21 protein-coding genes and 1 tRNA gene are annotated in these 24,380 nt (G+C 63.0%); 9 read left to right on the top strand and 13 right to left on the bottom strand.

Going from position 1 to position 24,380, the window contains the following annotated elements; genetic code table 11:
* The first annotated feature begins 2 nt into the window (after positions 1 to 2).
* Positions 3 to 1,217: a multidrug effflux MFS transporter gene (locus AC1RM7_RS09815; protein WP_024920941.1), complete on the top strand. Its 1,215-nt coding sequence runs from the start codon at positions 3 to 5 to the stop codon at positions 1,215 to 1,217.
* 85 nt (positions 1,218 to 1,302) lie between these two features.
* Here AC1RM7_RS09815 and AC1RM7_RS09820 read toward each other — a convergent pair whose 3' ends face one another.
* The 6 genes from AC1RM7_RS09820 to AC1RM7_RS09845 all read right to left on the bottom strand — a co-directional run bounded on the left by AC1RM7_RS09820 (position 1,303) and on the right by AC1RM7_RS09845 (position 6,645).
* Complete coding sequence (locus AC1RM7_RS09820; RefSeq protein WP_034459738.1) at positions 1,303 to 1,536, bottom strand: hypothetical protein; 234 nt, start codon at positions 1,534 to 1,536, stop codon at positions 1,303 to 1,305.
* Positions 1,537 to 1,655: 119 nt separating this feature from the next.
* Positions 1,656 to 2,501, bottom strand: a complete 846-nt coding sequence (locus AC1RM7_RS09825; protein WP_024920942.1) for a hypothetical protein — start codon at positions 2,499 to 2,501, stop codon at positions 1,656 to 1,658.
* A gap of 187 nt (positions 2,502 to 2,688) precedes the next feature.
* Positions 2,689 to 4,314: an NADP-dependent glyceraldehyde-3-phosphate dehydrogenase gene (locus tag AC1RM7_RS09830; protein ID WP_024920943.1), complete on the bottom strand. Its 1,626-nt coding sequence runs from the start codon at positions 4,312 to 4,314 to the stop codon at positions 2,689 to 2,691.
* A 297-nt stretch (positions 4,315 to 4,611) separates the two neighbouring features.
* The gene (locus AC1RM7_RS09835; protein WP_006021921.1) at positions 4,612 to 5,937 is read right to left on the bottom strand and encodes an ABC transporter substrate-binding protein; all 1,326 of its coding nucleotides are present in this window, start codon (positions 5,935 to 5,937) and stop codon (positions 4,612 to 4,614) included.
* Between the two features lie 272 nt (positions 5,938 to 6,209).
* A complete protein-coding gene (locus AC1RM7_RS09840; RefSeq protein WP_006021922.1) occupies positions 6,210 to 6,503 on the bottom strand; it encodes a hypothetical protein in 294 nt (97 codons plus the stop codon).
* A 67-nt stretch (positions 6,504 to 6,570) separates the two neighbouring features.
* Positions 6,571 to 6,645, bottom strand: a tRNA-Glu gene (locus AC1RM7_RS09845).
* A gap of 219 nt (positions 6,646 to 6,864) precedes the next feature.
* On the opposite strand from AC1RM7_RS09845, the gene AC1RM7_RS09850 reads away from it, so the two are divergent.
* The gene (locus AC1RM7_RS09850; protein WP_492837910.1) at positions 6,865 to 7,863 is read left to right on the top strand and encodes a sterol desaturase family protein; all 999 of its coding nucleotides are present in this window, start codon (positions 6,865 to 6,867) and stop codon (positions 7,861 to 7,863) included.
* On the opposite strand, the gene AC1RM7_RS09855 is transcribed toward AC1RM7_RS09850, so the two are convergent.
* Positions 7,841 to 8,173 carry a hypothetical protein gene (locus tag AC1RM7_RS09855; RefSeq protein WP_041712553.1) on the bottom strand — a complete coding sequence of 111 codons (333 nt, stop codon included), beginning with the start codon at positions 8,171 to 8,173 and terminating at the stop codon, positions 7,841 to 7,843. The genes AC1RM7_RS09850 and AC1RM7_RS09855 overlap by 23 nt on opposite strands.
* Between AC1RM7_RS09855 and AC1RM7_RS09860 the strand changes: the two genes are divergently transcribed.
* From AC1RM7_RS09860 to AC1RM7_RS09870, 3 genes are all read left to right on the top strand, one after another.
* A complete protein-coding gene (locus AC1RM7_RS09860) occupies positions 8,172 to 9,179 on the top strand; it encodes an RluA family pseudouridine synthase (protein ID WP_492837908.1) in 1,008 nt (335 codons plus the stop codon). The genes AC1RM7_RS09855 and AC1RM7_RS09860 overlap by 2 nt on opposite strands.
* A 218-nt stretch (positions 9,180 to 9,397) precedes the next feature.
* The gene (rpoH, locus tag AC1RM7_RS09865) at positions 9,398 to 10,297 is read left to right on the top strand and encodes an RNA polymerase sigma factor RpoH (protein ID WP_024920424.1); all 900 of its coding nucleotides are present in this window, start codon (positions 9,398 to 9,400) and stop codon (positions 10,295 to 10,297) included.
* Between the two features lie 288 nt (positions 10,298 to 10,585).
* A complete protein-coding gene (locus AC1RM7_RS09870; protein WP_034461117.1) occupies positions 10,586 to 11,563 on the top strand; it encodes a tripartite tricarboxylate transporter substrate-binding protein in 978 nt (325 codons plus the stop codon).
* A 1,255-nt stretch (positions 11,564 to 12,818) separates the two neighbouring features.
* Here the strand turns inward: AC1RM7_RS09870 and AC1RM7_RS09875 are convergent.
* Both AC1RM7_RS09875 and AC1RM7_RS09880 read right to left on the bottom strand, forming a co-directional pair.
* The gene (locus AC1RM7_RS09875) at positions 12,819 to 13,793 is read right to left on the bottom strand and encodes a Bug family tripartite tricarboxylate transporter substrate binding protein (protein ID WP_024920427.1); all 975 of its coding nucleotides are present in this window, start codon (positions 13,791 to 13,793) and stop codon (positions 12,819 to 12,821) included.
* 168 nt (positions 13,794 to 13,961) lie between these two features.
* Positions 13,962 to 14,435, bottom strand: coding sequence for a hypothetical protein (locus tag AC1RM7_RS09880; protein ID WP_492837905.1), 474 nt, complete (start codon positions 14,433 to 14,435; stop codon positions 13,962 to 13,964).
* 453 nt (positions 14,436 to 14,888) lie between these two features.
* Here AC1RM7_RS09880 and AC1RM7_RS09885 point away from each other — a divergent pair, with 453 nt between their 5' ends.
* Complete coding sequence (locus AC1RM7_RS09885) at positions 14,889 to 15,119, top strand: hypothetical protein (RefSeq protein WP_024920429.1); 231 nt, start codon at positions 14,889 to 14,891, stop codon at positions 15,117 to 15,119.
* 175 nt (positions 15,120 to 15,294) lie between these two features.
* Here the strand turns inward: AC1RM7_RS09885 and AC1RM7_RS09890 are convergent, their stop codons facing one another.
* The 3 genes from AC1RM7_RS09890 to AC1RM7_RS09900 form a co-directional block, all read right to left on the bottom strand.
* The gene (locus AC1RM7_RS09890) at positions 15,295 to 15,921 is read right to left on the bottom strand and encodes a formyltransferase family protein (protein ID WP_006021932.1); all 627 of its coding nucleotides are present in this window, start codon (positions 15,919 to 15,921) and stop codon (positions 15,295 to 15,297) included.
* Between the two features lie 4 nt (positions 15,922 to 15,925).
* On the bottom strand, positions 15,926 to 17,524 hold the full coding sequence (locus AC1RM7_RS09895; protein WP_492837902.1) for a hypothetical protein: 1,599 nt from the start codon (positions 17,522 to 17,524) through the stop codon (positions 15,926 to 15,928).
* A gap of 92 nt (positions 17,525 to 17,616) precedes the next feature.
* Positions 17,617 to 18,909 carry an adenylosuccinate synthase gene (locus AC1RM7_RS09900; protein ID WP_006021934.1) on the bottom strand — a complete coding sequence of 431 codons (1,293 nt, stop codon included), beginning with the start codon at positions 18,907 to 18,909 and terminating at the stop codon, positions 17,617 to 17,619.
* 223 nt (positions 18,910 to 19,132) lie between these two features.
* Here AC1RM7_RS09900 and AC1RM7_RS09905 point away from each other — a divergent pair, with 223 nt between their 5' ends.
* The 3 genes from AC1RM7_RS09905 to AC1RM7_RS09915 all read left to right on the top strand — a co-directional run bounded on the left by AC1RM7_RS09905 (position 19,133) and on the right by AC1RM7_RS09915 (position 22,311).
* Complete coding sequence (locus AC1RM7_RS09905) at positions 19,133 to 20,062, top strand: DMT family transporter (RefSeq protein ID WP_006021935.1); 930 nt, start codon at positions 19,133 to 19,135, stop codon at positions 20,060 to 20,062.
* Between the two features lie 184 nt (positions 20,063 to 20,246).
* Complete coding sequence (locus AC1RM7_RS09910; protein ID WP_024920432.1) at positions 20,247 to 21,194, top strand: DMT family transporter; 948 nt, start codon at positions 20,247 to 20,249, stop codon at positions 21,192 to 21,194.
* 124 nt (positions 21,195 to 21,318) lie between these two features.
* On the top strand, positions 21,319 to 22,311 hold the full coding sequence (locus tag AC1RM7_RS09915) for a Bug family tripartite tricarboxylate transporter substrate binding protein (RefSeq protein WP_034461112.1): 993 nt from the start codon (positions 21,319 to 21,321) through the stop codon (positions 22,309 to 22,311).
* A 199-nt stretch (positions 22,312 to 22,510) separates the two neighbouring features.
* Here AC1RM7_RS09915 and AC1RM7_RS09920 read toward each other — a convergent pair whose 3' ends face one another.
* Positions 22,511 to 24,199, bottom strand: coding sequence for a methyl-accepting chemotaxis protein (locus tag AC1RM7_RS09920; protein ID WP_024920434.1), 1,689 nt, complete (start codon positions 24,197 to 24,199; stop codon positions 22,511 to 22,513).
* Between the last annotated feature and the right edge of the window lie 181 nt (positions 24,200 to 24,380).

Below are 24,380 nucleotides of genomic sequence, written 5' to 3' on the forward strand. Positions count from 1 at the left end.
AGATGACAATCCTGAATATCGGCGGCGACGAGTTGACCTCAACCCGCAAGACTTCATCGCTCGCGCGCATCAGCGTGCTCGCTGCACTGGCTGCGGTCGGGTCCTTCGCGACAAACATTCTGCTGCCGTCCCTGCCCTCAATGGCGAAAGCGCTCAACGTCTCGACTGCCGCAGTCTCGTCAACGATCAGCGTGTATCTCGCGGTCTTCGCCGTTGGACAGTTGATCGTCGGTCCCTTGTCCGACCGTTACGGGCGCTGGAAGCCCGTCATGTTCGGACTTGGCATCTTTGTGCTGGGAAGCATCTGGTGCGAATTCTCTACCACACTGCCGATGATGCTGGTGGGCCGCACCATTCAGGCGCTCGGCGCATGTGCCGCCTCCGTCCTGTCGCGCGCCATCGCCCGCGATCTGCTCAGCGGCGAAGACCTGACAAAGGCGCTCGCCTTCATCATGGTCGCAATGTCCGCCGCACCCGGCTTTTCGCCGCTGATCGGCGGGTTTCTTGATGCCACCACCGGATGGCGTTCCGAATTTCTCGTGGTCGGCCTGTTCGGGGCCGCCGTCGCATTTTGCTATTTCAGATACGTCGGTGAAACCCATCGGCCCGACGGCAAGATCTCGATCCAGCTGAGCGCGATCCTGCGCGGATACTGGGGTCTGCTCACCGACCTGCGTTTCATCGCGCCAGCCGGAGCGATGGGGCTGTACATGGGCGCACTGTTCGCGATGTTCTCGGTCTCGCCGCGTGTCCTGATCGACGGACTGGGATTCTCGCCCATTCAGGTCGGAACGTTCTTCGCGACAACGGTGCTGGCGGTTTTTGCATCAGGAATGGCGGCGCCTCGCGTGGCGCTCAGGCTGGGGCACGCACGCGCAACCATCATCGGCCTTTCCATCGCGACGCTAGGTGGTCTGGTGCTGCTGGCTGCCCACTGGACCGCCCCTTCGATCTGGACCTACTTCATCCCTGTCATGATCTTCCTGACCGGATTCGGGATGGTCGCCCCGCTCGTGACGGCGACGGCGCTTCAGCCGTTCGGCGATCGAGCCGGCCTTGCCTCGGCGCTGCTGGGATTTCTGCAAATGGCCGGCGCGTCGATCGGCGTGGTGCTGACCGCATCGATTGCGAGCCCGACCCTTGCCGTTGGCGTCGTACAGGCGGCGCTAACCATGCTTGGATTGATTTTGTACCTCGCCGGGGAGCGCCGGGCTTGAACCCGAAAAGTGGAACCGGTTTCGGGACCGATCACGCCTCATCATAAAAGATAAACGGTGTGCTTGAGCGGTCTCCAAGACGCGCTCAGCAGGACGCGCCCCATCCCTTGGGGAACGGGATCATCGGCCAGGCGCCGGAATCGGCTCCGGATCCGGAACAATCGGACGCCTTGTCGCCCGGCTCGAGCACGCCGCCGCAATACGGGCAATTGTTGTCGTTCGCTGCCGACGGCACGCCATCAGTCGCGTCGATGACCTCGTGGGCGAAAAAATTAACCACCCGGAGGCGCGGAATCACTCGATATGCAGGCATGCTCATCCCTCTTCATCAGAGGCTGCATCATGCCTGCGAGATCATGCCGGTCCGTTCAGGGGAACACTCAAATTTTAGCGGTCCCGCGCTTTCTGACAACGAGATGAAACGGGTTCCGAGAATGCTTAACGAGAGACAATCAGACCGCGGCTGGTCACGACGACCCAGCGGCCGTCCTGACGGCGGATCGCATCCACCCGCCCGATCCCCGGCAACGGATCGCCCGGAATCACGTCGAAGATTCCAGGGCGGCCGCTCACCGTGGCAATGCCGTCGGACACTTCGCGAAGTGTCCAGCCTTCAACCACCGGAAGCCTGCCGGGCTGCGCAGCCGCAGGCTTGATCGAGCCGGTGGTTTCCGGAGCAGCACTCGCGGCCTGTACGGGCGCCGGCGCCTTCAGCTTTTCGACGGCCTCGCTCAGCTTCGCAAGCTTCGCGGCAGGCTCGGCCTGCGCCTTCTCGACACGATCGATCCGCTCCCCGATCTTCGCAGATTGCGCAGCGCTGCTGATCTTGAGCGCGGCGAGGTCCGCGTTGATTTTCGCAATCGCGCTTTCGACCGAACGCGCCTGCTCGGCAGCGCTTGCGGCTGCAACAGAAGCGTTCTGATCGCTTTTCAGGTAATGCCCGGCGCCCACTGTCGCGAGCGAGCCTCCGATGGCGCCGACCGCGGCGGCGATGGCCACAATCGCGGCCATCGAGAGCCGGCGGCCTGTGGCAGGCGCGGCATTGAACTGCTGCTCGCGCGCGGCGCTTTCATTGACGATGTCTTCCCAGGAACTGTGCGGCGACAGGCGCTGCAAGGTGATTTCCTTGGAAGGCTGCCTGGCGACCTGCGCGGAAGCGCTGTCCTGCGGCGCGTCGGCCGCCTTGGCCTCGTGCCGGACCATATCGCCGGCATCCGGCACCAGCGATGCTTCGCCGTGATTGCTGGAATCCTTGATCTCGCCGTCAGCAATGGGGTCGGTCATGAGCGCTAACTCCGAATGGGTTTACTATTTGGTAACCACGAATTGGTTGACAATTCGTTACCCGGGGCATGATCCCGAAAGTGGAAACCGGTTTTCGGAACAGATCATGCCCAGACAGGAGAGCGCTTCGCGAAGAGAGATCGAAACTCACGTCCGGCACGCGCTCCGTCCGTGAGTTTTGTATCAATTACAAAATGAACCCAGTATTTATGAAGTTCGACTTGTGCTCGCGTACGATGTCATCGAGTAGCCGCTTGGAATCGTCGGTCTGCTTTGCCGCGATCATCGAGCGGATCGAGAACGAACGCAGCGCGTCGGTGACCGAGAGCGTGCCTTCCGCCGAATCCTTGCGGCCGGTGAACGGAAACACATCCGGTCCGCGCTGGCATTGACAGTTGATGTTCACCCGGCAGACCTGATTGACCAGCGGGTCGACGAGTCTCCCGATGGTCTCTGCGTCTTCGCTGAAGATCGAGACCTGCTGGCCGTGCTCGGAGGTGATGACGTAGTCGAGAGCCGCATCGATGTCGTCGAACGCCATCACTGGAACGATCGGACCGAACTGCTCTTCGCGATACAGCAGCATGCCTTCCTTCACCGGATAAACCACCGCGGGATAGAACAGCGTGCCGCTGCTCGCGCCGCCGCCCTCGTTGATGACCCTGGCGCCCTTCTCCGTGGCGTCGGCCACCAGCCGCGTCATGTGCTCGACCTTGCCCAGTTCGGGCAACGGCGTAAGCGTGACGCCCTTGTCCCACGGCATGCCGGCCTTCAGCTTGGCAAGCTCTTCCGTGAAGCGCGCAAGAAATTTGTCCACGATGGAGCGATGCACGATCAGCATCTTCAGCGCCGTGCAACGCTGGCCGTTGAACGACAGCGAGCCGAGCAGGCATTCTTTCACCGCAAGCTCGATGTTTGCATCGGGCAGCACGATGGCCGCGTTCTTGGCATCGAGCCCGAGAATGGCGCGCAGCCGGTTGACCTTCGGATGCATTTTCTTGAGATGGTCCGCAACGCGGCTCGAGCCGATCAGCGTCAGCACGTTGACCTTGCCGGACTCGAGCAGCATCGGCACCACCTCCGAACCCTTGCCGTACACCGTGTTGATCACGCCCTTCGGGAAGGCGCTGCGGAACGCTTCGAGCAAGGGCTGAAACAGCAGCACGCCGAATTTCGGCGGCTTGAACACCATGGTGTTGCCCATGATCAGCGCCGGGATAAGCGTCGCGAATGTTTCGTTGAGCGGATAATTGTAAGGCCCCATGCAGAGCACGACGCCAAGCGGCGTGCGGCGAATCTGGCCGATGGTGCCTTCGACAATCGTGAACCGCGAATTGTCGTTGTCGAGATGCTTCAGCGCCTCGATGGTCGCTTTCATGTATTCGACGGTCCGATCGAACTCCTTCTGCGAGTCCGGCAGCGTCTTGCCGATCTCCCACATGATGAGGTTCACGATCTGCTCGCGGCGCGCCACCATCTGCCGGGTGAAATCCTGCATGCAGCCGATACGCTGTGCGACCGTCATGGTCGGCCATTCGCCGCGCCCGCTGTCGTAGGCGGCGACCGCCGCATCCAGCGCAACCTTCGCCTCGGGAATGCCGCCGACCGGATAGCTGCCGAGTTCAACCTGCTCCAGCGAGCCGTCGGGCTTGCGCACGCAGATTGCCGAACGCACGGTCTCCACCGCTCCCGTCCACGGCCTCAGTTCTCCGTTCACCAAAGTCTCGCGCTGGTGGACCGGCGGCGGCAGGCCGCAATCCTTCAGACGGTTTTCCTCGGGAAACAATTCTTTCAACTGCTGCGACGTGAGCATCGGACACCTCATCGATTTGGCGTGGTCCGCACATGCCTGGCGAAAATTTGCCGGGATTGAACAGGGCGGATGACCGGCGTGAATCATCCGGTCTTTTGAAGGGACCAGACTAGTCTGCCAGACGAATGAGTCGAAATGATTATGTGGCTGACTTTTTTATGAGCAGCTACCGCCGTCATTGCGAGCGAAGCGAAGCAATCCACTTTTTTTGGAGAAAGCGTGGATTGCTTCGTCGCTTATGCTCCTCGCAATGACGCACACGAGAATGTGAGCCTATCGCCGACAAATTCAGCGCGCCTAGCCGCGGTAAATCCGCTTGAACTGGCGCTCGGCCGACGCCATCGCGCCCTTGAGGTCTTCGCGGCCGGAGCAATAGTTCGCGAACATATCCACCACGACGAAATCCGCGATCGCGGCCGCGGCGCTTTCATTCAGCGTGCCGATGCCGGCCGGGGTCGAGGCCAGCTTGGCGACGTCACGATAGGGCGTGTTCTTCGGATCGACGGTCCAGATCGGATTGGCGTCATAGGCGAGCAGGAAATGCGACAGATAGCCCTGCGCCGCCTCGATCCACGGATTGAACTGCGGTCCTTCCATCAGGAACGCGGTGAATGCCTTGCAGGCCTGCGGGTACTTGGTGAAATTGAAGATCAGGATCGGGAAGCCGAGATGCTGCTCGCGCACCTGGCCGCTGACGCCGACCGGCAGATGTGCGTGATCCATGTCCGCGGCGATGGCGGGATTCTCCTTCTTCGCCGCGACATAGATCGAGATGCCGTTGGTCGTGAGATGAAGCTGGCCGGCCAGAAACGCCTTGTTGTTGGAGCTATCGTTCCACGAGATGACACCGGGAATGAAGTTCTCGTAGAGTGACTTGACGTACTCCAGCGCTTTCGCCGTCTCTGGCGAGTTGATGATCACCTTGTTGTCCTTGTCGACGGTGTAGGCATTGTGCGCCCACATCGCCCACGCGAGCCAACCGTTGGCGTCGCCTGTGGCGTGGCCGAGCGCCATGCCCGCGGGCGTGCCATTCGCCTTCAGGCCCTTGATCAGTTCGCGAAATCCGCCGAGGTCTTTCGGGAATTCCTTGAAGCCGCACTTCTGCATGGCGGCGACACGGTAGTTCACAAGGCCGCCGCTCGCAGCCACCGGAATGCCGAGCCACTTGTTGCCGCGCTTGCCGTAGGCCACACCCGAGGGCGCCCAGCCGCCGTACTTCTTGCCGAGATATTCGGCGACGTCAGTCACATCGACGCACTTTTCGGGAAACAGATGCGGCAGGGAGTAAAGCCCCCACACCATGTCGAGCCCCTGCCCGGTGTTGGCCGCGACCGAAGCCTTGGGCTGAATGTCATCGAACGATTCATTGGAGATGTTGATCTTGACGCCGGTCGCCTTCTGGAAGGCATCGACGATCTTCATGAAGGCGACATCCTCGGCCTCCACAAACCGTTTCCAGCGCAGCATGTTGATGGTGGCGCCGGCTTCCGGCTTCCATTGGGCGGTCTGCGCCCAGGCCTTGGCGGTGCCGAGCATCTGGTCGGCTGACAGGGTTGCCGCGGCGGCCAAAGCCGCGGCGCTTCCTTTGAGCAGAGATCGTCGATCCGGCGTGAACTCGGTCATAGTCGTCTCCTCCCTGATGATTGGCCGTTGGCCGGCCAATGCTTTTTCAAATCAACGTCTGCGTGTGCGGAAATCCCTCTTGAATAGGCATGGCAAGCCGCGCCCCGGCACCGACGATGTAATCATCTGCGCGGCGCACGATCAATGCGCGGTGCACGACAGTGCAGAGCACAAATCGGTGTGACACTTTAGCGAGGTGATTTCTTGAGACGGACGTTTCGGCCTGTGCGCGGCGGCGCGCGAGCAACCGTGACGCCATCCAGATGGAGACGTCAGAGATCGAGAACGACGGCCCCAGACACGGCATCGGTGATGCCACGGCCTTCGCCCTGATCCTCGAGGACGGACCGGAAGCTGTCGAGTGTCTTGATCATCGCGGGGCGTGCCGCAACCAGTGCGTCCTGACTGGGCCACGCGCCGATGAGGCAGAACGTTTGCTCGCCGGTCTGTATGATGAAGCCGCGCTCAAGGCCCGGCCATTTGGCCTTGCCGTTCCGGTGCGCATCAAGGAAGGCGGCCTGTTCGCCGGACTTCACCTTGAACTTGACGACATTGTAGACCTGCATGATGCGCTCCAAAAATGTGTTGGAGAAAATCGCACTTAATTCAGCGGTGAGCACGCTGATAGCAGACTGGCGCTCCCTAGGGGAATCGAACCCCTGTTTCAGCCTTGAGAGGGCCGCGTCCTAACCGCTAGACGAAGGGAGCAAGCGCGGACAAGGGAATAGCCTCGAAACGGGGCGACTGCAAGCGCATGCCACAGCCGCGGCGTGCTTTCGGCTGTGATCCGACGCGAGCAGGACATCCTGTCCCGGCGCTCCTTGCCTCAAGGCGGTGGCAGGCCTTTCGTCCCCGACCACCCTCTTTTTCCTGCCAAACCGCTGTCATCCAGTTCCCCGGCTTGCCGGTTCGATGTAGGACCTTCGCATGACCCGCAGAGCCACATTGCAGGACTGGATCGCCGCGCATCCCGGCGCGGTGTCGCTCGCCACATTGGCTGTCCCCTTCGCGATCCTTGTGATCTCGGCTCTGGAAACGGGTCCTTCGGCGTTCTCATCCCATTTCGCAACCGGCATAAAGGGTTTCCTGAACTACGTGGACGCCTTCTTCATTTCGGCGTCGTTCATCGTGTTCTTCGCGGTCATCCTCATCCTCGAGCGGCTGCGGCCAGCCGATCCCGATCAGGCCCTGCTGTCGCGCGGACTGTTGTTCGACACCGGATTTGCGGTCGTCTCGCTGCTGGTTCATTTCCTGTTCGTGTCGCTGTTCGCCCTGTTGTTTCTGAGTTTCTTTCAGCGCCACCTGCCGCCGCTCTCGGGCCTGATCGGACACTGGCCGAACTGGCTGCGCGTGGTTGTCGTATTTGTCGCGGTGGATTTTGCCGGGTGGCTCAGCCATGTGATCCGTCACAAGGTCCCCGCCCTTTGGCATTTCCACGCGCTGCATCACTCGCAGAACGCCATGAACTTGATGACCGAGTTCAGGCTGCATCCGTGCGATCTTCTGGCCCGGACTCTCACCATGTCGTTCGTGTTTGTGCTGGTGCTGGTGCCGATCGAGCAGGCGTTCGTTTTTGTGCTGCTGCAGAAATATTACCTGATGTTCCTGCACGCGAATGTCGATATCGGCTATGGACCGCTCGACCGGCTGTTCGTGTCGCCGCGTGTCCATCGCCTGCACCACGCGATGCGCTCCGATCTGCACGATCAAAATTATGGAGTCTATCTTTCGATCTGGGACACCATATTCGGCACCTTCCGTCAGGTGCCCGACCGCGCGATCGAAACCGGCGTCGAGGGTTTCCCCAGCGAGCCAACCGGAGCCTGGGTGCAGATGCCTCTGACCTTTCTCCGCCAGTTCGCCTTTCCCGTCACGCAAGCCGCGCAGACCCTGCGCGACGCGTTTACGGTTCGTGAGCGAACCTGAGCCGTCCCACCGGCTTCAGGGTCTTCGCGTCATAGGTGCGGATTTCGGTCGTGCCGCCGATCTCGACCGTCACCGCCAGCCGCTCGCCCGCGCTCGCCGTGGAGACGATCCGCGCACCCTTCGGCAGGGTCGCCGTCACATCGGTGATCTGAACGCTTCCATCGGTGCGGAAAAGACGGTAGCCGATGGCAACCAGCAGAGCCCCCACCCCGATCGCCGTGGTCAGGCCGGCAATCAGCATCATCCGGCGCACCCGCGCGATCAGCGCTGCTTGCTCGGGGGTCGGATCGGGCGCAACAGTTTCAGTCATGCAGCAGTCTTCCGAAAATAAGCGTCACGAGGTCACGGTCGAGGGCGATGAAGGATCGCAGCGGCTGGACCGCGTGCTGGCTGTCCGCAGCCCCGACCTGTCGCGCTCGCGCCTCAAGGCGTTGATCCTCGCGGGCCAGGTCAGCGTGGGACCTGCCCCGGTTCGCGACCCCGCTTATCATGTCAAAGCGGGCGATACGATCACAATCGACGTGCCCCCCGCCGCGCCCGCCGAGCCCGAAGGCGAGGACATCCCGCTCGACATCGTGTTCGAGGACGACGACATCATCGTCATCGACAAGCCGAAGAACCTCGTGGTCCATCCCGCCGCCGGGCACGAGACCGGCACGCTGGTCAACGCGCTGATCGCCCACTGCGGCGCAAGCCTGTCCGGCATCGGCGGGGTCAGGCGGCCGGGCATTGTCCATCGGCTCGACAAGGACACCACCGGATTGATGGTGGCCGCCAAGAACGACCGCGCCCACCAGTCGTTGTCGGCGCAGTTCGCCGACCATGGCCGCACCGGCCAGATGCGCCGCGGCTACATGGCCTTTGTCTGGGGCGTGCCGAACCGGAAAAGCGGCACCATCGATCAGCCGATCGACCGGCATCCGCACACCAGAGAGAAAATGGCGGTGCGTCAGGGCGGCCGTGACGCCGTGACACATTGGGAGGTGATCGAGAGCTTCACGGGTAAGGACGGCAAGCCGGTCGCCGCCCTGCTCGCCTGTCAGCTCGAGACCGGCCGCACCCACCAGATCCGCGTCCACCTCGCCCATCTCGGCCATCCGCTGCTCGGCGACGACGTCTACGGCTCGGGTTTCAAGACCAAGGCCCGCCAGCTCGGCCCCCAAAGCCAGGCGGCGCTGGCCGCTCTTGGCAGGCAGGCCCTCCATGCTTATTTGCTGGTCCTGGAGCATCCGGCGTCCGGAGAAATTCTTCACTGGGAATCGCCGCTGCCGGAGGATTTGGTCCTCCTTGAGGCCTCCCTTCGTAGCACAGACTAAAGGTGGTGCGCTAAAAAGCCGCATGGTTACAAACCTTTAACCCGGGTCACGGGTTCGTGACCCCGTTTTGTTCTTCCCTCCTCGTCGGGTTTTGGAGTATGTTGCACCTGCGCTCGGGATCGTCCCGGCGCGGAACATTGCAGTGCTTCTGGCTTTGACACAGCAGATGGCCTGCCTCGCCCGCCGCTATCGGGGGCGTGAACTCTGGAGGGCGCACCATGGCCCGTGCCGCTACTTTGCCGGTTCTCAACGGAGAATCCGGTCTTGCACACTACCTGACGGAAATCCGCAAGTTCCCGATGCTGGAACCGCAGGATGAGTACATGCTCGCCAAGCGCTGGCGCGAGCACGACGACCGCGACGCCGCGCACAAGCTCGTCACCAGCCATCTTCGGCTCGTGGCCAAGATTGCCATGGGTTATCGCGGCTATGGCCTGCCGATTTCCGAGGTTGTCTCCGAAGGCAACGTCGGCCTGATGCAGGCTGTCAAACGCTTCGAGCCCGAGAAGGGCTTCCGTCTGGCCACCTACGCGATGTGGTGGATCAAGGCGTCGATCCAGGAATACATCCTGCGTTCGTGGTCGCTCGTGAAAATGGGCACCACCGCGAACCAGAAGAAGCTGTTCTTCAATCTCCGCAAGGCGAAGAGCAAGATCTCCGCGCTTGAAGAGGGCGATATGCGCCCCGAACAGGTGAAGCAGATCGCGACCCGCCTCGGCGTGACGGAACAGGACGTGATCGACATGAACCGCCGCCTCGGTGGCGACGCGTCGCTCAACGCTCCGATCCGTGACGACGGCGAACCCGGCGAATGGCAGGACTGGCTGGTCGATACCTCGCCCAACCAGGAAGCCATCATGGCGGAGAACGAGGAGTTCGATCATCGCCGCAGCGCGCTGACCGGCGCGATGGGCGTGCTCAACGACCGCGAGCGCCGCATCTTCGAGGCGCGTCGCCTGGCCGAGGAGCCGATGACGCTGGAAGATCTCGCCGCCGAATTCGGCGTGTCGCGCGAGCGCGTGCGGCAGATCGAGGTCCGCGCCTTCGAGAAGGTGCAGGCGGCGGTGAAGACCGCTGTCGCCAAGCAGGAGCACGCCGCACTGGAAGCGGCGTACTGATCTCTTCCGCATAACAAGTTGCGAAAGCCGGCCTTCGGGCCGGCTTTTTTGTTGTAACCCTCTCCCCGCATGCGGGGAGAGGGTGGCGAGCATCGTCAGATGCGAGACGGGTGAGGGGCTGTCAACTTCACAATGACCAACGCCCCTCACCCGCCCTCGTTTCACTCGGGCACCCTCTCCCCGTAAACGGGGCGAGGGAAACGTAGCATCCCGCCCCTCATCCGGAATAATTCTTGCAAAGCAGGGAGCGGCGGCACGATGCTGCGGACCACGGGGCAAGGACCGATCATGAAACAGGGATGGAACATGCAGGCACACTTTCGGCGGCTGGCGATTTTGACGTGCCTGCTCGTCTCTGCATCCGCCAGTGCGCAGACATGGCCGACAAAACTGATCAAGGCCACCATCCCGTTCGGCGCAGGCAGCGCGACGGACGTGGTGCCGCGCATGTTTTTTGATCGGCTGTCGGCTGAACTGGGGCAATCGATCGTGGTGGAAAACCGCGCCGGCGCCGGCGGCACGATCGGCACCGCCTCTGTCGTCCGCTCCGAACCGGACGGCTATTCGATCCTCGCCCATTCCTCGGCGATCACCATCGCGCCGGCGATCTTCACCGAACTCACCTACGATGCCACCCGGGACCTGTCGTCGGCGCTGATGATCGGCTACAGCGCGAATGTGATGATCACCTCGCCGTCGAAGCCATGGAAGACCGTGCAGGAGTACATCGCGGCCGCGAAAAAGCCGGACGCCGCCGCCAGCTTCGGCTCGGTCGGCATCGGCAGCGCCGTTCACATCAGCGCGGAAAAATTCCGTCTCGCCGCGGGCATCACGCCGACCCACATTCCGTATCGCGGCGGCTCGGAAGTCATCACCGACATTCTCGGCGGCCGGATCGATTTCTATTTCTGTCCGCTGGCCACCGCGCTGCCGCTGATCCAGAGCGGTCAGGTGCGCGCCCTGCTGGTCTCGACGCCGACGCGCGTCGCCGATTTGCCCGACGTGCCGTCGCCGCCCGAGGTCGGCCTGAAGGACGCCGACAGCGCGATCTGGTTCGGCGTGTTCGTGCCGTCGAAGACGCCGAAGGACGTTGTCGACAAGCTCTATGCCGCCGGCACGAAAGTTCTGGCGACGCCCGACATGCAGCGCGACCTGAAGAAGCTCGGCGTCGAGCCCTGGCCGATGAAGCCCGATGAGATGGACAAGCTCGTCGCAACCCAGACCCTCGCCAGCGCCGAACTCGTCAAGGCGGCCGGGATCAAGTGATTTGGTGAAGCTCGTGCCGGCTTCGCGCACGCGGTGCTCACGACCGCTTTTGCGTGCGGCGCTTGCGCCGACGCAGTAATTCCGCGTAGGCGAAATCGATCGCAGCGCCCTGCTCGAGCCATCCGAGCAGCCGGTGGCGGAAAGCAGTTCGACAAGAAAACGCCGGACCGGTGCAGCACCGCGCGCGGCGGCACGCGCCGTCAGGACACGTGCGATATGCGCGGAGGAAATCCATCTCCGCGCGCGCAACAACGAGTTCGCAATATGCGAAATCTCGCGCCGTATGCTCGGCGCACGTCTCGCCGGTCAGGCGCGCATTCTCCGCGCCGCTGAAACCATAAGGACCTTCCAGCCTGAACCGCGCCGTCATGGGCAACGCTCCCGTTGATGGATTTGATGAGTGGAATGAGCGCGCACGCGCCGTCTGTCGCACGCATCGCGCACGGCGGCCTCGCCTCATATGGCCCCCTCGCAAGCATGAGGGGACGGAACGCCGAAAGGCGCACTTGAGTGGAGTGACGCGCAGCGGACATGCCGCAGCGCGCATCGCCTTTCGGCGCTCCGCCGCGGCGATTTTTGGCAACGGGATCGTTCTTCCGGGACAGGACGGACGCTTTCACGCCCCGATCCGGCGGGCTTTCGCCTGCCTTCATCCTGTCCGCGTCCAGCCACTGAAGGCGGGGCCACGTAGTTGGCCCGGACGATGACCCGAAGCCTCCCGGACACGAGGGAGAACGTCTCTCCCGCGCGCGCAGGCGCCGCATCCCGCCCCGCGCATCGAAGCGTCCCAGGACACGCCCCTCAAGTGAGGCGGGATGGCGTGAAGATGGATCAGGCGGCGGAGAATGTCAAGGAATATTTTCCTATATCGATTGAGCCTTGTTGAGGATGATGACTCATAATCAAGTGAAGATGCGCAATGTCCTCCCTGGTCAGGCCTATCTCCACCGCGCCGAACTCCGGCTTCGTCGTGAAGCTAACTAATTTCGGTCGTCCCCGCGAAAGCGGGGACCCAGTCTTAAGATCCACTGCTTCATTGCTTGAAGAAAGAATGGATCTCCGCCTTCGCGGGGATGACATCGAGTGCGTGGTGCGCGCTGTTCCTTCACCTCGCCCCGTTCTTACGGGGAGAGGTCGGATTGCGCAGCAATCCGGGTGAGGGGCTACTTCCTCGAAAGTCGCGCCATTGCATATGTTGAAATCGCGCCCCTCACCCCAACCCTCTCCCCGCAAGTGCGGGGAGAGGGAGCAGCCCCTACTCCACCTTCGCACCGGCGAACTTCACCACCTTCTCCCACTTCTCCGTTTCAGAGACGATGATCTTGCCGAAATCTGCGGGCGGGCCGAGCAGCGGCACGCCACCGAGTTCAGCGATTTTCGCCTGCATCGCAGGCTCGGCGAGAATTGCGTTGATCTCCTTGTTGAGCTTGTCGATGATGGGCTTCGGCGTCTTCGCCGGTGCGCCCATGCCGAACCATGCGCTCGCTTCATAACCCTTCACCGTTTCACCGACGGTCGGCACATCCGGCAGCAGCGGCGACCGCGTCTCTGTCGTCACCGCGAGCGCACGGAGCGTTCCCGCCTTGATGTGCTGGATCGCGGACGGCAGATTGTCGAAGATCACCTGCACGCGGCCTGCGATCATGTCGGTCAGCGCAGGCGCAGCTCCCTTGTAGGGGATATGCGTCATTTCGATGCCGGTCATCGATTTGAACAACTCGCCGGACAGATGCACGGACGTTCCGTTGCCCGATGACGCCATGTTGACCTTCCCGGGATTGGCTTTCGCATAAGCAACGAACTCCGCAACCGTCTTTGCCGGGAAATCCGCGGGCACGACCATCACGTTCGGCGATCGCAGAATGCCCGCCACCGGCGCGATGTCGCGGATGAAATTGAAACTCAGCTTCGTATAAAGCGAGGCGTTGATGCCGTTGGCGGGATTGACCAGCAGCACCGTGTAGCCGTCGGGATCCGCATTCACCACGGATTCGGTGCCGACATTGTTGCCCGCGCCCGGCTTGTTCTCGATGATGAACTGCTGACCCAGCCGCTCCGACAGCCGCTGGCCGATCAGGCGCGCGAGAATGTCGGTCGCGCCGCCGGGCGGATAGCCCACCACCCACTTCACCGGACGCGTCGGATAATCCTGCGCCGAAGCGCCGCTAATTGAGATGAGTGCAGCAAAGCCCATCGCGATCAGACCGACCGCGGCGCGTCGTGAAGCCATGTCGTGTTACCCCTTGTTCTCTCCCCGGCTGCCGCGACTTGGCGCGCGGTCAGCATGTGTTGATGGACAACACGCGAGCGTAACAAACAAAAACGAGAGCGAACAAGGAGCGCGATGCGCGCATCGTGCTTATGGCAGCGCACAACGCGTCGGGAACAGAGTACCGGGTTACAGATAGTCGCGGAAGTAATCCGCCAGGCTGTCGTCACTGCCCGTCATGCCGAAGTCGATCGGCTGCTCCAGCAGCAGCGCGCTGGCCTGCGTCTTGTAATCCGGCGAGACGTCGTCAACGCCGGGAAGCGGCTGACGCAGGATATCCAGATAGGATTTGTAGTTGTCCAGCGAGCCGCTGAAGATGCAGTTGCAGACGCCGGGATCGGCATAGACATATCGCGGCGTGCCGCCGGCCCTGTGGATCACGAAGCGATGCGGCGGCAATGCCTTCAGCGCGCGCTGGCCCGCCGCGTCGTTGGCGAGCTGGATGCGGAACCCGGCCGAGCGCAGATAGAACGCGTTCTTCTCAAGGAACGGCTTGCTCGGCGTGACATGCTGAGCCACCAGCGGCCACGCCAGCATCACCACTATCATTGCCGCAAGCGAGACGAGCGCACGCCAGATCCGGGATATCGTTATCGGAAACATCGTTTGATCCTTCGCAAGACATAAACAAAGTCATCTGGGAGTCATAAACGCGGTCAGTTCGTCATGAAACGCGGGGCGCCAGGCCATCACGTCTCCTTGTGCGCTGCGTGAATTGTGTCGCGGGAACACGGGACGCAACGCCATTCGCGTTCACGATTTTGTCGCAGGTGTGAAAGCATGCATCGCACCGCGCGAATTGTCGAATCGCAGGCACAAGATGTGGTGCGATTGCGGGGGCAACCCGTCAAAGTGCGCTGCGGAATCTTCATCACCTTGAAGGAAATGTGACTGGAGCGTTTCCAATTGCACATCGCTGTATGCGCATTGCAAATCGCGATGCCGACTCACATCTGCCCCATTGCGGAAGCATGGTCCGCCCGCTCACCGGGAGCGCGATTGCAGAAGCATCATCCGATGCAATCGCACTCTGAAATGTCCGAAGAGGAGAAGTGCATGGTCGGTCGCCCGCAGGGAAACCTCAACGAAAAATTCGATCCGGATTACGTCGCCACGTTGAGAAAAATTCTCGACATCGCCGTCGAGCAGATTGCGCAGGAGAACCGTACGCCTGCGACCAAGGCGAAGATGGCCCAGACAATTGTCCGGCGCGCCGCCGACGGCGTGACCGATGCCAACGACCTTGTGTCGAGCGCCGTGCGCGTCGGGGAGACCCGCGCAGCGTGAGATCCGACATCTGATGAGAGATAATAAGCCCGCAACACATACAGCCGTCATCACCGGGCTTGACCCGGTGATCCATCCAGAATGAGTCTTGAGGAAGATGATGGATTGCCGGGTCAAGCCCGGCAATGACATTCAGGGAAGTGACGGGCTCAGTCGCCTTATGACAAACCCACGATCAGGACGCCGCGCTCTTCGGCGCAGCGTGTGATTTTTCCACATCAAGCCTTGGCGCATTGGTGGCGAACTGCTCGTCCTGCGGCATCGACGGCAGAACGCCGCTGGTCTTGGCCTGATCGATCACCTGCGCCAGAAGCCTGAGGCCGAGCGGCGCCAGCGCCCGCTCCCACAATTCGCGCGCGGTCTCGTTCTTCTTCACGAACACCCAGTCCTGCGCGGCGATCGCGCCCGCATCGAGCCGGTCCGACAGGTGATAGATCGTGCCGCCTGCGATCGCGTCGCGCTCCTTGATGGTCCATTCCACCGCCGCGATGCCGCGATGGCGCGGCAGCAGCGACGGATGGTAGCCGATGCCACCATGCCTGGCGGCCTTCAGCGCACCATCGCTCACCATCGCATGGCTGTGGGCCGTGACGATCAGGTCGGTGCCCGGCGCGATCTCCGAAGCCACGATGAGCTTGGGCTTTGCCTGCACCACGACCTCGACACCGGCGGCACGGGCGGCCGCGGCAAGACGGTCCTCGCCGTCCGCGACCACGACACGGATCACCTCGATGCCGTGACCGCGCATCATGTTGAACGTCTCGACGCCGAAATGACGCGAGCCAGCGAGAGTTATTTTCATCGGATCACTGCCCCCAGGCCGTGAATGCTTCGTTGAATGCACGCTCGCCCGGCGCGCCCTTCTCGATGGCGATGATCGAACGGCGCTGGTTGGCGTAGACCAGCGGAATATCGAACCACGACCGCTCCTTCAGAAGCTGAAGATTGCGCGCCTTGTCGGCCTCGACATTCGACAGCCCGACCAGGAAGAATCCGTCGGTGACTTTCACCGCGAGTCCCGCCAGCGGCGTACCGCGCGCCTGCTCGTTGGACTTCATCAGCACGCCGGGGACGTTGGCGATGGTGGTGCCGAAATCCGGCGGCAGGACGAAGGTCAGTTCCGCGGTGTGGCTCGCAGGCAGCGACGCATCGGTGTTGCGGCGGATCGAGAGCGACATCTTGATCTTGCGCTCGGGAATATCGATGTCGGCGCGCACGCCGATATCCGGCGGCTGACCGGCGGGCACCTTGACCGCTTCGGTGCGCCAGATCACGGAGCCGACATACTGCTTGCCCTGCGGCGCCGAGGGGTCCTCGTCATAGAGCACCACGCGCTGCGCCACGGGCGCAATCTGCGCCGAGCCGGGCTGGCCGACGCGGTCGGTGATCTTCGGCCGCGTGCCGGCGGCATCCTTCGGCGCGGTGTCGGCCTGCTGCGCAGGCTTGGTGAGCGACTTGAACAGCGAATAGGCTTTCGGCCCGCCCCACACCGCGCCGCCGATCGCGATGATCGCGACACAGACCGCGATGGCGGTCTTGAGCGGAAAGCCGCGCTTCTCCGTTTCGGGTTCGTCGCGGGAGGCACGCGCGCGCGGCGAGCCGTTCGGCTGATAGCGTCCGGCTTCCTCGATGGATTCGTCGTAGCTGTAAGGCGCCGTACCACGCTGATCGGGAAAATCCTGAGCCTGGCTGCGCCGAGCGGAACGCGTCGCGCCGCCGAGATCGTTGGCATCCGCAACCACATCGCGCATGCCCGAACCCTGCGGGGGGCGGCGCTGCGCACGTGCGTCCTGCGTGAACTCGTCGAGCATGCGGGTGTCGTCGCTGCGCTGATCGCGCGCACGGACATCACGCATCGACGACGGCAGGCCCGACTGAACCGGCGGCTGCGCGCGGGTCAGCGGCGGGGGTTGATCGCCGCGCAGATTTCGCGGCGGGCGCTGGTCGGGCGCTCCATTGGCCTCGGGCCGTGAAGCGGGCCGGCCGGGGGCCGGCGGCGGAGCGTTTCCGGTTCGCGCGCTGCGGGCGCTTTCACGTAGCGCGTCACCCGGACGCGGGCCGTCCCGCCTGCCGGGAAGCGGCGCGCGCGGCTGGGCTGACGGCGAAGGTGGCGCAGCGGGCGGCGGCGGCGCGGGAGGACGCTCGGGCGGTGGTGCTTCGACGCCTGGCGCGGCCTGATGCGCGGCGGCGCGGCGGACGGCATCGGCCTCGACCCTGCGCACCGCGTCCTCGAGCGCCAGCCGCTCGCGCGTGATTTCGGCTTCACTCAACGCAGGCTGCACCCCGCGCAACTGGGAAATCAGGGCCGTCCGCGCACGTTCATAGAGCGCACGCCGTTGCTCGCCGGGAGCACTGGGGTCCAGTCCGGCGATGGCGCGGGCTATGAGCGGGTAGTAATCAGCCATCCTTGTCCAGTCTGCAGGATTCTCCGCGAACCCTGTACTTAAAAAACGTCAATCAACAGAACACAGTCCACCCATGACGGGCCATGTTTTGTTCAGGCCTCGAACGGGTTTTGCACGAGGATCGTATCCTCGCGTTCCGGGCTGGTGGAAAGCAGCGCGATCGGGCAGCCGACCAGTTCCTCGACCCGGCGAACGTACTTGATGGCCTGTGCCGGCAGGTCCGCCCACGACCGGGCATTGGCCGTCGGCTCCTGCCAGCCTTCGATGGTCTCATAGATCGGCTCGACCCGCGCCTGCGCGCCCTCGCCCGCCGGCAGATGATCGATCTCCTTGCCGTCAAGCTTGTAGCCGACACAGACCTGGATCTCGTCGAAGCCGTCGAGGATGTCGAGCTTGGTCAGCGCGAGGCCATGAATGCCGCTGGTCCGCGCGGTCTGCCGCACCAGCACCGCATCGAACCAGCCGCAGCGGCGCTTGCGCCCGGTGTTGACGCCGAACTCCTTGCCGCGCTGGCCGATCAGTTCGCCGATCTCGTTGGTCAGTTCAGTCGGGAACGGTCCCTGTCCGACGCGTGTGGTGTAGGCCTTGCAGATGCCGAGCACATAGCCGACCGAGCTCGGGCCCATGCCGGTGCCGGTCGCAGCCTGCGCCGCCACCGTGTTGGACGACGTGACATACGGATAGGTTCCGTGATCGACGTCGAGCAGTGCGCCCTGTGCGCCCTCGAACAGGATGCGCTTGCCCTCGCGGCGCTTTTGATCGAGCAGACTCCACACCGAATCCGCGAACGGCAGCACGCGCGGCGCGATCGCCGTCAGTTCTTTCAGGATGTCCGCGCCGTCGATCTCCGGCAGATTGAGGCCCCGGCGCAGCGCATTGTGATGCGTCAGCAGACGATCGATCTTGTGCGGCAGCGTCTGCGGATCGGCGAGATCCATCAGCCGGATCGCGCGGCGGCCGACCTTGTCCTCATACGCCGGACCGATGCCGCGCTGGGTGGTGCCGATGGCGTTGGCCTTGCTGGCGTTCTCGCGCACCGCATCGAGTTCGCGGTGCAGCGGCAGGATCAGCGTGACGTTCTCGGCGACGCGCAGATTGTCGGGCGAGATCTTCACGCCCTGTCCCTGCAGCTTGTCGAGTTCGGTCAGGAATGCCTGCGCGTCGAACACGACACCGTTGCCGATCACCGACAGCTTCGACGGCCGCAGCACGCCCGAAGGGAGCAGCGCGAGCTTGTAGGTGTTTCCGTTGATGACGAGCGTATGGCCAGCGTTATGGCCGCCCTGAAAGCGAACGACAATGTCCGCCTGTTCCGACAGCCAGTCGACGATCTTGCCTTTTCCTTCGTCGCCCCACTGGGCGCCGACGACGACAACGTTAGCCATTTCCAGACATTCTCCCGCAACCCGCAAATCCGCTGGTGTTCCAGCGCCTTGCAGCTTGGGCCGCTCGCTTGCGAGGCATGTCACCGGATAACGGATGCGCGCATGGGACGCAAGCGCCAACGGCTGTTGACGTATGTGCCAGATGGGGTGCAAATCATTGATATCCCCAAATAATTCCGGCCAGCCCCGACCTTCCCTGCAAAGCCAATAATCCGCCATCGACATGAACGATCCCGCCCCGCGATCCGCGACATCATGGCTCATGAACAGGCCATATCTGCTGCTGTCCCTGTCGTCCCTGTTCTGGGCGGGCAACATCGTGCTGGGACGTTTCATCGCGGCGGACTTTCCGCCCATGGCGCTGTCCTTCCTGCGCTGGGCCTTCGCCTGCCTGATCGTCCTGCCGTTCGCGTGGCCTCATCTGCGGGCCGAGTGGCCGGTGCTCCGCAAGCATCTGCCGATTCTGACGCTGCTGACCCTCACGGGCCTCGCCGGCTACAACGCCATCGCCTATCTCGGGCTGCGATACACCGAAGCATTGAATGCGCTGCTGATCCAGTCGTCAGGGCCATTGATCGTGGCGCTGTGGTCATTCGTTCTGCTCGGCATTCGCCTCACCTGGCCGCAAACCATCGGCATCGGCATTTCACTGCTTGGCGTCCTCACGATTCTGTCGCGCGGCGATCCGGTCGCCCTCACCTCGATCCACCTGAACAAGGGTGATCTGATCTTCACCACCGCGCTGATCATCTTCGGGCTCTATTCGGTACTGGCGGTGAAACGTCCGGCGATACACCCGCTGACCTTTATGGGCTTCACCTCCGGTTATGCGACGGTGTTGCTGATCCCTGCCGTGATCGCGGAGGCTGCGAGCGGTCACACGCCATCGCTCTCCGTGAACAACGCACTCACGCTGGCTTATGTCGCGATATTCCCGTCGATCCTCGCCTATCTGTTCTTCAACCGCGGCGTCGAACTGATCGGCGCCAACCGTGCCGCGCCGTTTTTCCATCTGATCCCGGTGTTCGGATCGGTGCTCGCCATCGCCTTCCTCGGCGAGCGACCGCAGCTGTTCCATGTTGCGGGCTATGCGCTGGTTCTGACCGGTGTCGTCATCGCCGCGCGGCGCACATCGGCGGTTGCTGAAGCTTAAGTCATAACATTTCAGCGGTCACGACTCGCCGCAAGCACACGATTTGCTCGCTCTCCCCGCAGGCGGGGAGAGGTAAAAAGATCAGCGCGATGGGCGTCCAGCGCAACGGAGCAATCCGGGATTGTCGGTTGTGAAAGGTGCGAAACACCGGCACAACTTGACGCATCCTCTTTCCCAAAGACCCATGACCGTCGCTGATCCGCCCTTGCGCCAGTCCTCGCTTGCTTCACGGCTGGCGAACCAGCCCTACCTGCTGCTCAGTCTGATGGCGCTGTTCTGGGCCGCGAACATCGTGCTCGGGCGCTTTGTTGCCGGCCATGTTCCGCCGTTCACGCTGACATTCCTGCGCTGGGCCGGAACCTTCCTCGTCGTCGCTCCATTTGCGTGGACCCATCTGCAACGCGACTGGCCAACCATGCGCCGGCACATGCCGCTGCTGCTGGTTCTGGCGCTGACCGGCTTCGCGCTCAACAACGCCCTGTCCTATTGGGGACTGCAACACACACAGGCGCTGAACGCGCTGCTGATCCAGTCGTCAGGACCGCTGTTCGTGGCGCTGTGGGCGCTGGTGCTGTTCGGCGTGCGGCTGTCATGGATGCAGGCGGCCGGCATCCTCGTGTCGCTGATCGGCGTACTCGTCATCATTCTGCGCGGAAACCTTGCTGCGCTGGCGGACATCCAGATCAACGCCGGTGACATCAGTTTCGCCGGCGCGCTGTTCGTGTTCGGACTGTACTCCGCTCTCATGACGCGGCGTCCGAAGATCAATCCGCTCTCGCTGATCGCGTTCACCACGGGAGCCGGAGCGCTGATGCTGTTGCCGCTGGTGGGATGGGAAGTCTCGATCGGCGACAGGCTGACACTCGACACGCTGACGATCGCCACCGTCATCTTCGTCGTGATCTTTCCCTCGACGCTGGCTTACATCTTCTTCAATCGCGGGATCGAACTGATCGGCCCCAATCGCGCCGCGCCGTTCTTCCATCTGGTGCCGGTATTCGGTTCGGTGATGGCCATCGTGCTGCTCGGCGAGAAGCCGGAACTGTTCCATCTGGTCGGTTACCTGCTCGTGCTGGCAGGCGTTGTCACCGCATCGCGGCGCGGGTCGGCCGGGAAACGTCCGGCTTCCTAGAATCGCACCACTGGCTGGCAATCCGGCGCGATTTCGCGCAATCTCCGGCTCAAGTGCCGGCGTCGTCACCGCCTCGGTGACCCGACGACCGCACGTCAAAAAGAGCAGGGCGGAGACACCATCAATGAACTTCCTGAAATCAAGAATATCGCCAATGACCTTGGCGCTCGCCATCGCGGCCGGCGTTCTGGCGGCCGGACCGTCGGCGGCGCAGACGGCGTGGCCCGCACCGGGCAAGAACATCACGCTGGTGCTTCCGTTCGCGGCGGGAAGCGGCACCGACAGCACGACGCGCCTGATCTCGAAAGAACTGGCCACGGCGCTCGGCACCAATATCGTGATCGACAACAAGCCCGGCGCCAACGGCTCGATCGCCGCGAGCTACGTCGCGCGATCGGAGCCGGACGGCTACACGATTTTCGTGACCACCAACACGTCACATTCGGCCAATCCGTATCTCTTAAAGAACATGACGTACGATCCGATCAAGGATTTCACGCCGATCGCGCGCACCGGCGACCTGCCGTTCATGCTGGTGATCAATCCGGAGATCCCGGCGAATTCGGTCGCCGAACTGGTCGCGCTCGCGAAGAAAGAGCCGGGCAAGTACTCCTACGCCAGCGGCAGTTCGTCGGCGATCGTGTCCGGCGCGACGTTCGCAACCCTTGCCGGCATCGACCTGCTTCACGTCCCCTACAAGAGTTCGCCGCCCGCCCTCACCGACGTGATCGCCGGGCGGGTGTCGATGATGTTCGTCGACGTTCCGACCGGCCTGCCCCATGTCAACGGCAAGGCGCTGAAGGCGCTGGCGGTGACGACGATCAAGCGCTCCGCGCTGCTGCCGGATCTTCCCACCATGGACGAAGCCGGCGTGAAGGGTTTCGACATCACCTCGTGGCAGGGCTATCTCGGCCCGGCCAACCTGCCGAAGCCGATCGTGACCCGGCTGAATGCGGAAATCCGCAAGGTCGTCGAGCGGCCCGATATCAGGAAGGAGCTTGCCGACCGCGGCATGGAAGCTTTCTCCGGCACGCCCGAGAGCTTCGACAAGTTCCTGAAAGAGCAGCTCGTGGTGTGGGAAAAGCTGATCCGGGAAGCCAAGATCGAGAAGCAGTAAACTGTCTTTCCCTCCCCCTTGTGGGGAGGGTGCATAGGCGGCCCTTGGCCGCCGTTCCCTTGGTAAAACGCCGACGCTCTGCATCGGCTATGCCGTAAGGCCAGTCGGGTGGGGTGGATGACAGGCCACGGAACATAGCCCCCCACCCTGACCGGCTGCGCCGGTCTTCCCTCCCCACAAGGGGGAGGGAGAGAGCGAGTTACGCCGCCCGCACCTTGCCGAGGAATTCGTCCACCGCCGCGCGCAGCATGCCCGACTGCTGGTCGAGATCGCGGGCGCTGGAGAGAACGTCCGATGCCGCCGTGCCGGTCGCCGCCGCGGCCGAGCTGACGCCGCCGATGTGATCGCTGATCTCGGTCGATCCCGCCGCCACCGACTGGATGTTGCGTGCAATCTCGCGGGTCGCAGCGCCCTGCTCTTCGACGGCGCTGGAGATGTTCATCGTGATCTCGCTCATCCGCGCGATGGTTTCGGTGATGCCGCCGATCGACACCACCGCGTCGCTGGTGGTGGCCTGCATGGCAGCGACCTGAGCCGAGATTTCCTCGGTGGCCTTGGCGGTCTGGTTGGCCAGCGCCTTGACCTCGGAGGCCACCACGGCAAAGCCGCGGCCGGCTTCGCCTGCGCGTGCCGCCTCGATGGTGGCATTGAGCGCGAGCAGATTGGTCTGCGCCGCGATGGAGTGGATGAGCTGCACCACTTCGCCGATCTTCTCGGCGCCGCTGGAGAGAACCTGCACCGTCGCATTGGTGCGCTCGGCATCGGCCACAGCCTTGGTGGCGATCTCGTTCGACTGGTTGACCTGGCGGGCGATCTCGGCGACCGAGCTGGACAGCTCTTCCGCCGCTGCCGCGACCGTGCCGACGTTGCTCGATGCCCGCTCCGACGCCGAACCCACGGTGGCTGCACGGGCGCTGGCATCGCGGGCCGACGCGGTCATGGATTCCGCGGTCGTCTGCATACCGGCCGCCGACGTCGCCACGGAGCGGACGATGCCGTTGACGCTGCTTTCGAAGTTGCTGGCAATGCTGTTCATCATCGCCTGCCGTTCCGCAGCGGCACGTTCCTTGGCCGCAGCTTCTTCCTGCTCGAGTCCGCGGATGCGGATCGCGTTGTCCTTGAAGACCTGCACGGTCGTGGCCATCTTGCCGATTTCATCACGGCGGCCGATGCCCGGAATGTCGTCTTCGAGCTGGCCATCCGCCAGCGTCTGCATGCGGGTGCCGAGCAGACCGAGTGGACGGGTGATGCTGCGGCCGATGAACCAGGCCACCGCGCCGGAGACTGCGCCGATCAAGACAGTCGCCGCAATGAGCGCCCAGACGATGGGCATCAGCTTGGCGTCGAGATCGTCGAGATAACCGCCGGTGCCGACAAACATGTTCCAGCCGGGAATTGCGACCGCGTAAGACATCTTGCGGATCAGTTCCTTGGTGCCGGGCTTTTCGTATTCGTAGCGCAACGTGACATCGCCCTTGGCGGCAACGCCGTCGCGCAGTTCGCGCGCCAGCTTGCGGCCGTTGGTTTCGACATCGAGCTGATTGCTGCCGATCTTCTTCACGTCCGGCGTCGCGACCGTAATGCCGTCCATCGTATAGACGAACATGTAGCCCGTGCCGTTCTCGTAGGTCATGGTCTGGGCGCGTTTCGCGAATTCCGCGATCGCAGCTTCCTTGGTCATCTGTCCGGCATCGACCTGCTTCTGCAGTCCGATCGCCATGTTGCGCGCGGTATCGACCAGCGCGTGGGTCTGCGCTTCACGCCCGTTCACCAGCTCCCGCTGCATCATATAGGCTGAGTAAAGACCGGCTGCGCTGAGGCCAAGCAAAGTCACACCGACCAAAATTCCGAGTTTGGCGGTGATGGGCAGGTTGTTCAAAAATTTCACGATGAAGCTCCGGGGCGGGCCACGCTTCTGCGCGGATTCGTCCAATCAATTATCGAAATTTCCTTTCGGGTTGGTTACACCCGCTATTGCAGAAATTGCCCCGAAAGATTCCAGGCAGCGACGCAAGTCCGGCAACGATGATGCTGACTTGGCCGTTCTCGCCGCGCGATCGTATCAAACC

Source organism: Afipia sp. GW822-FHT03D08 (genome assembly GCF_058801645.1).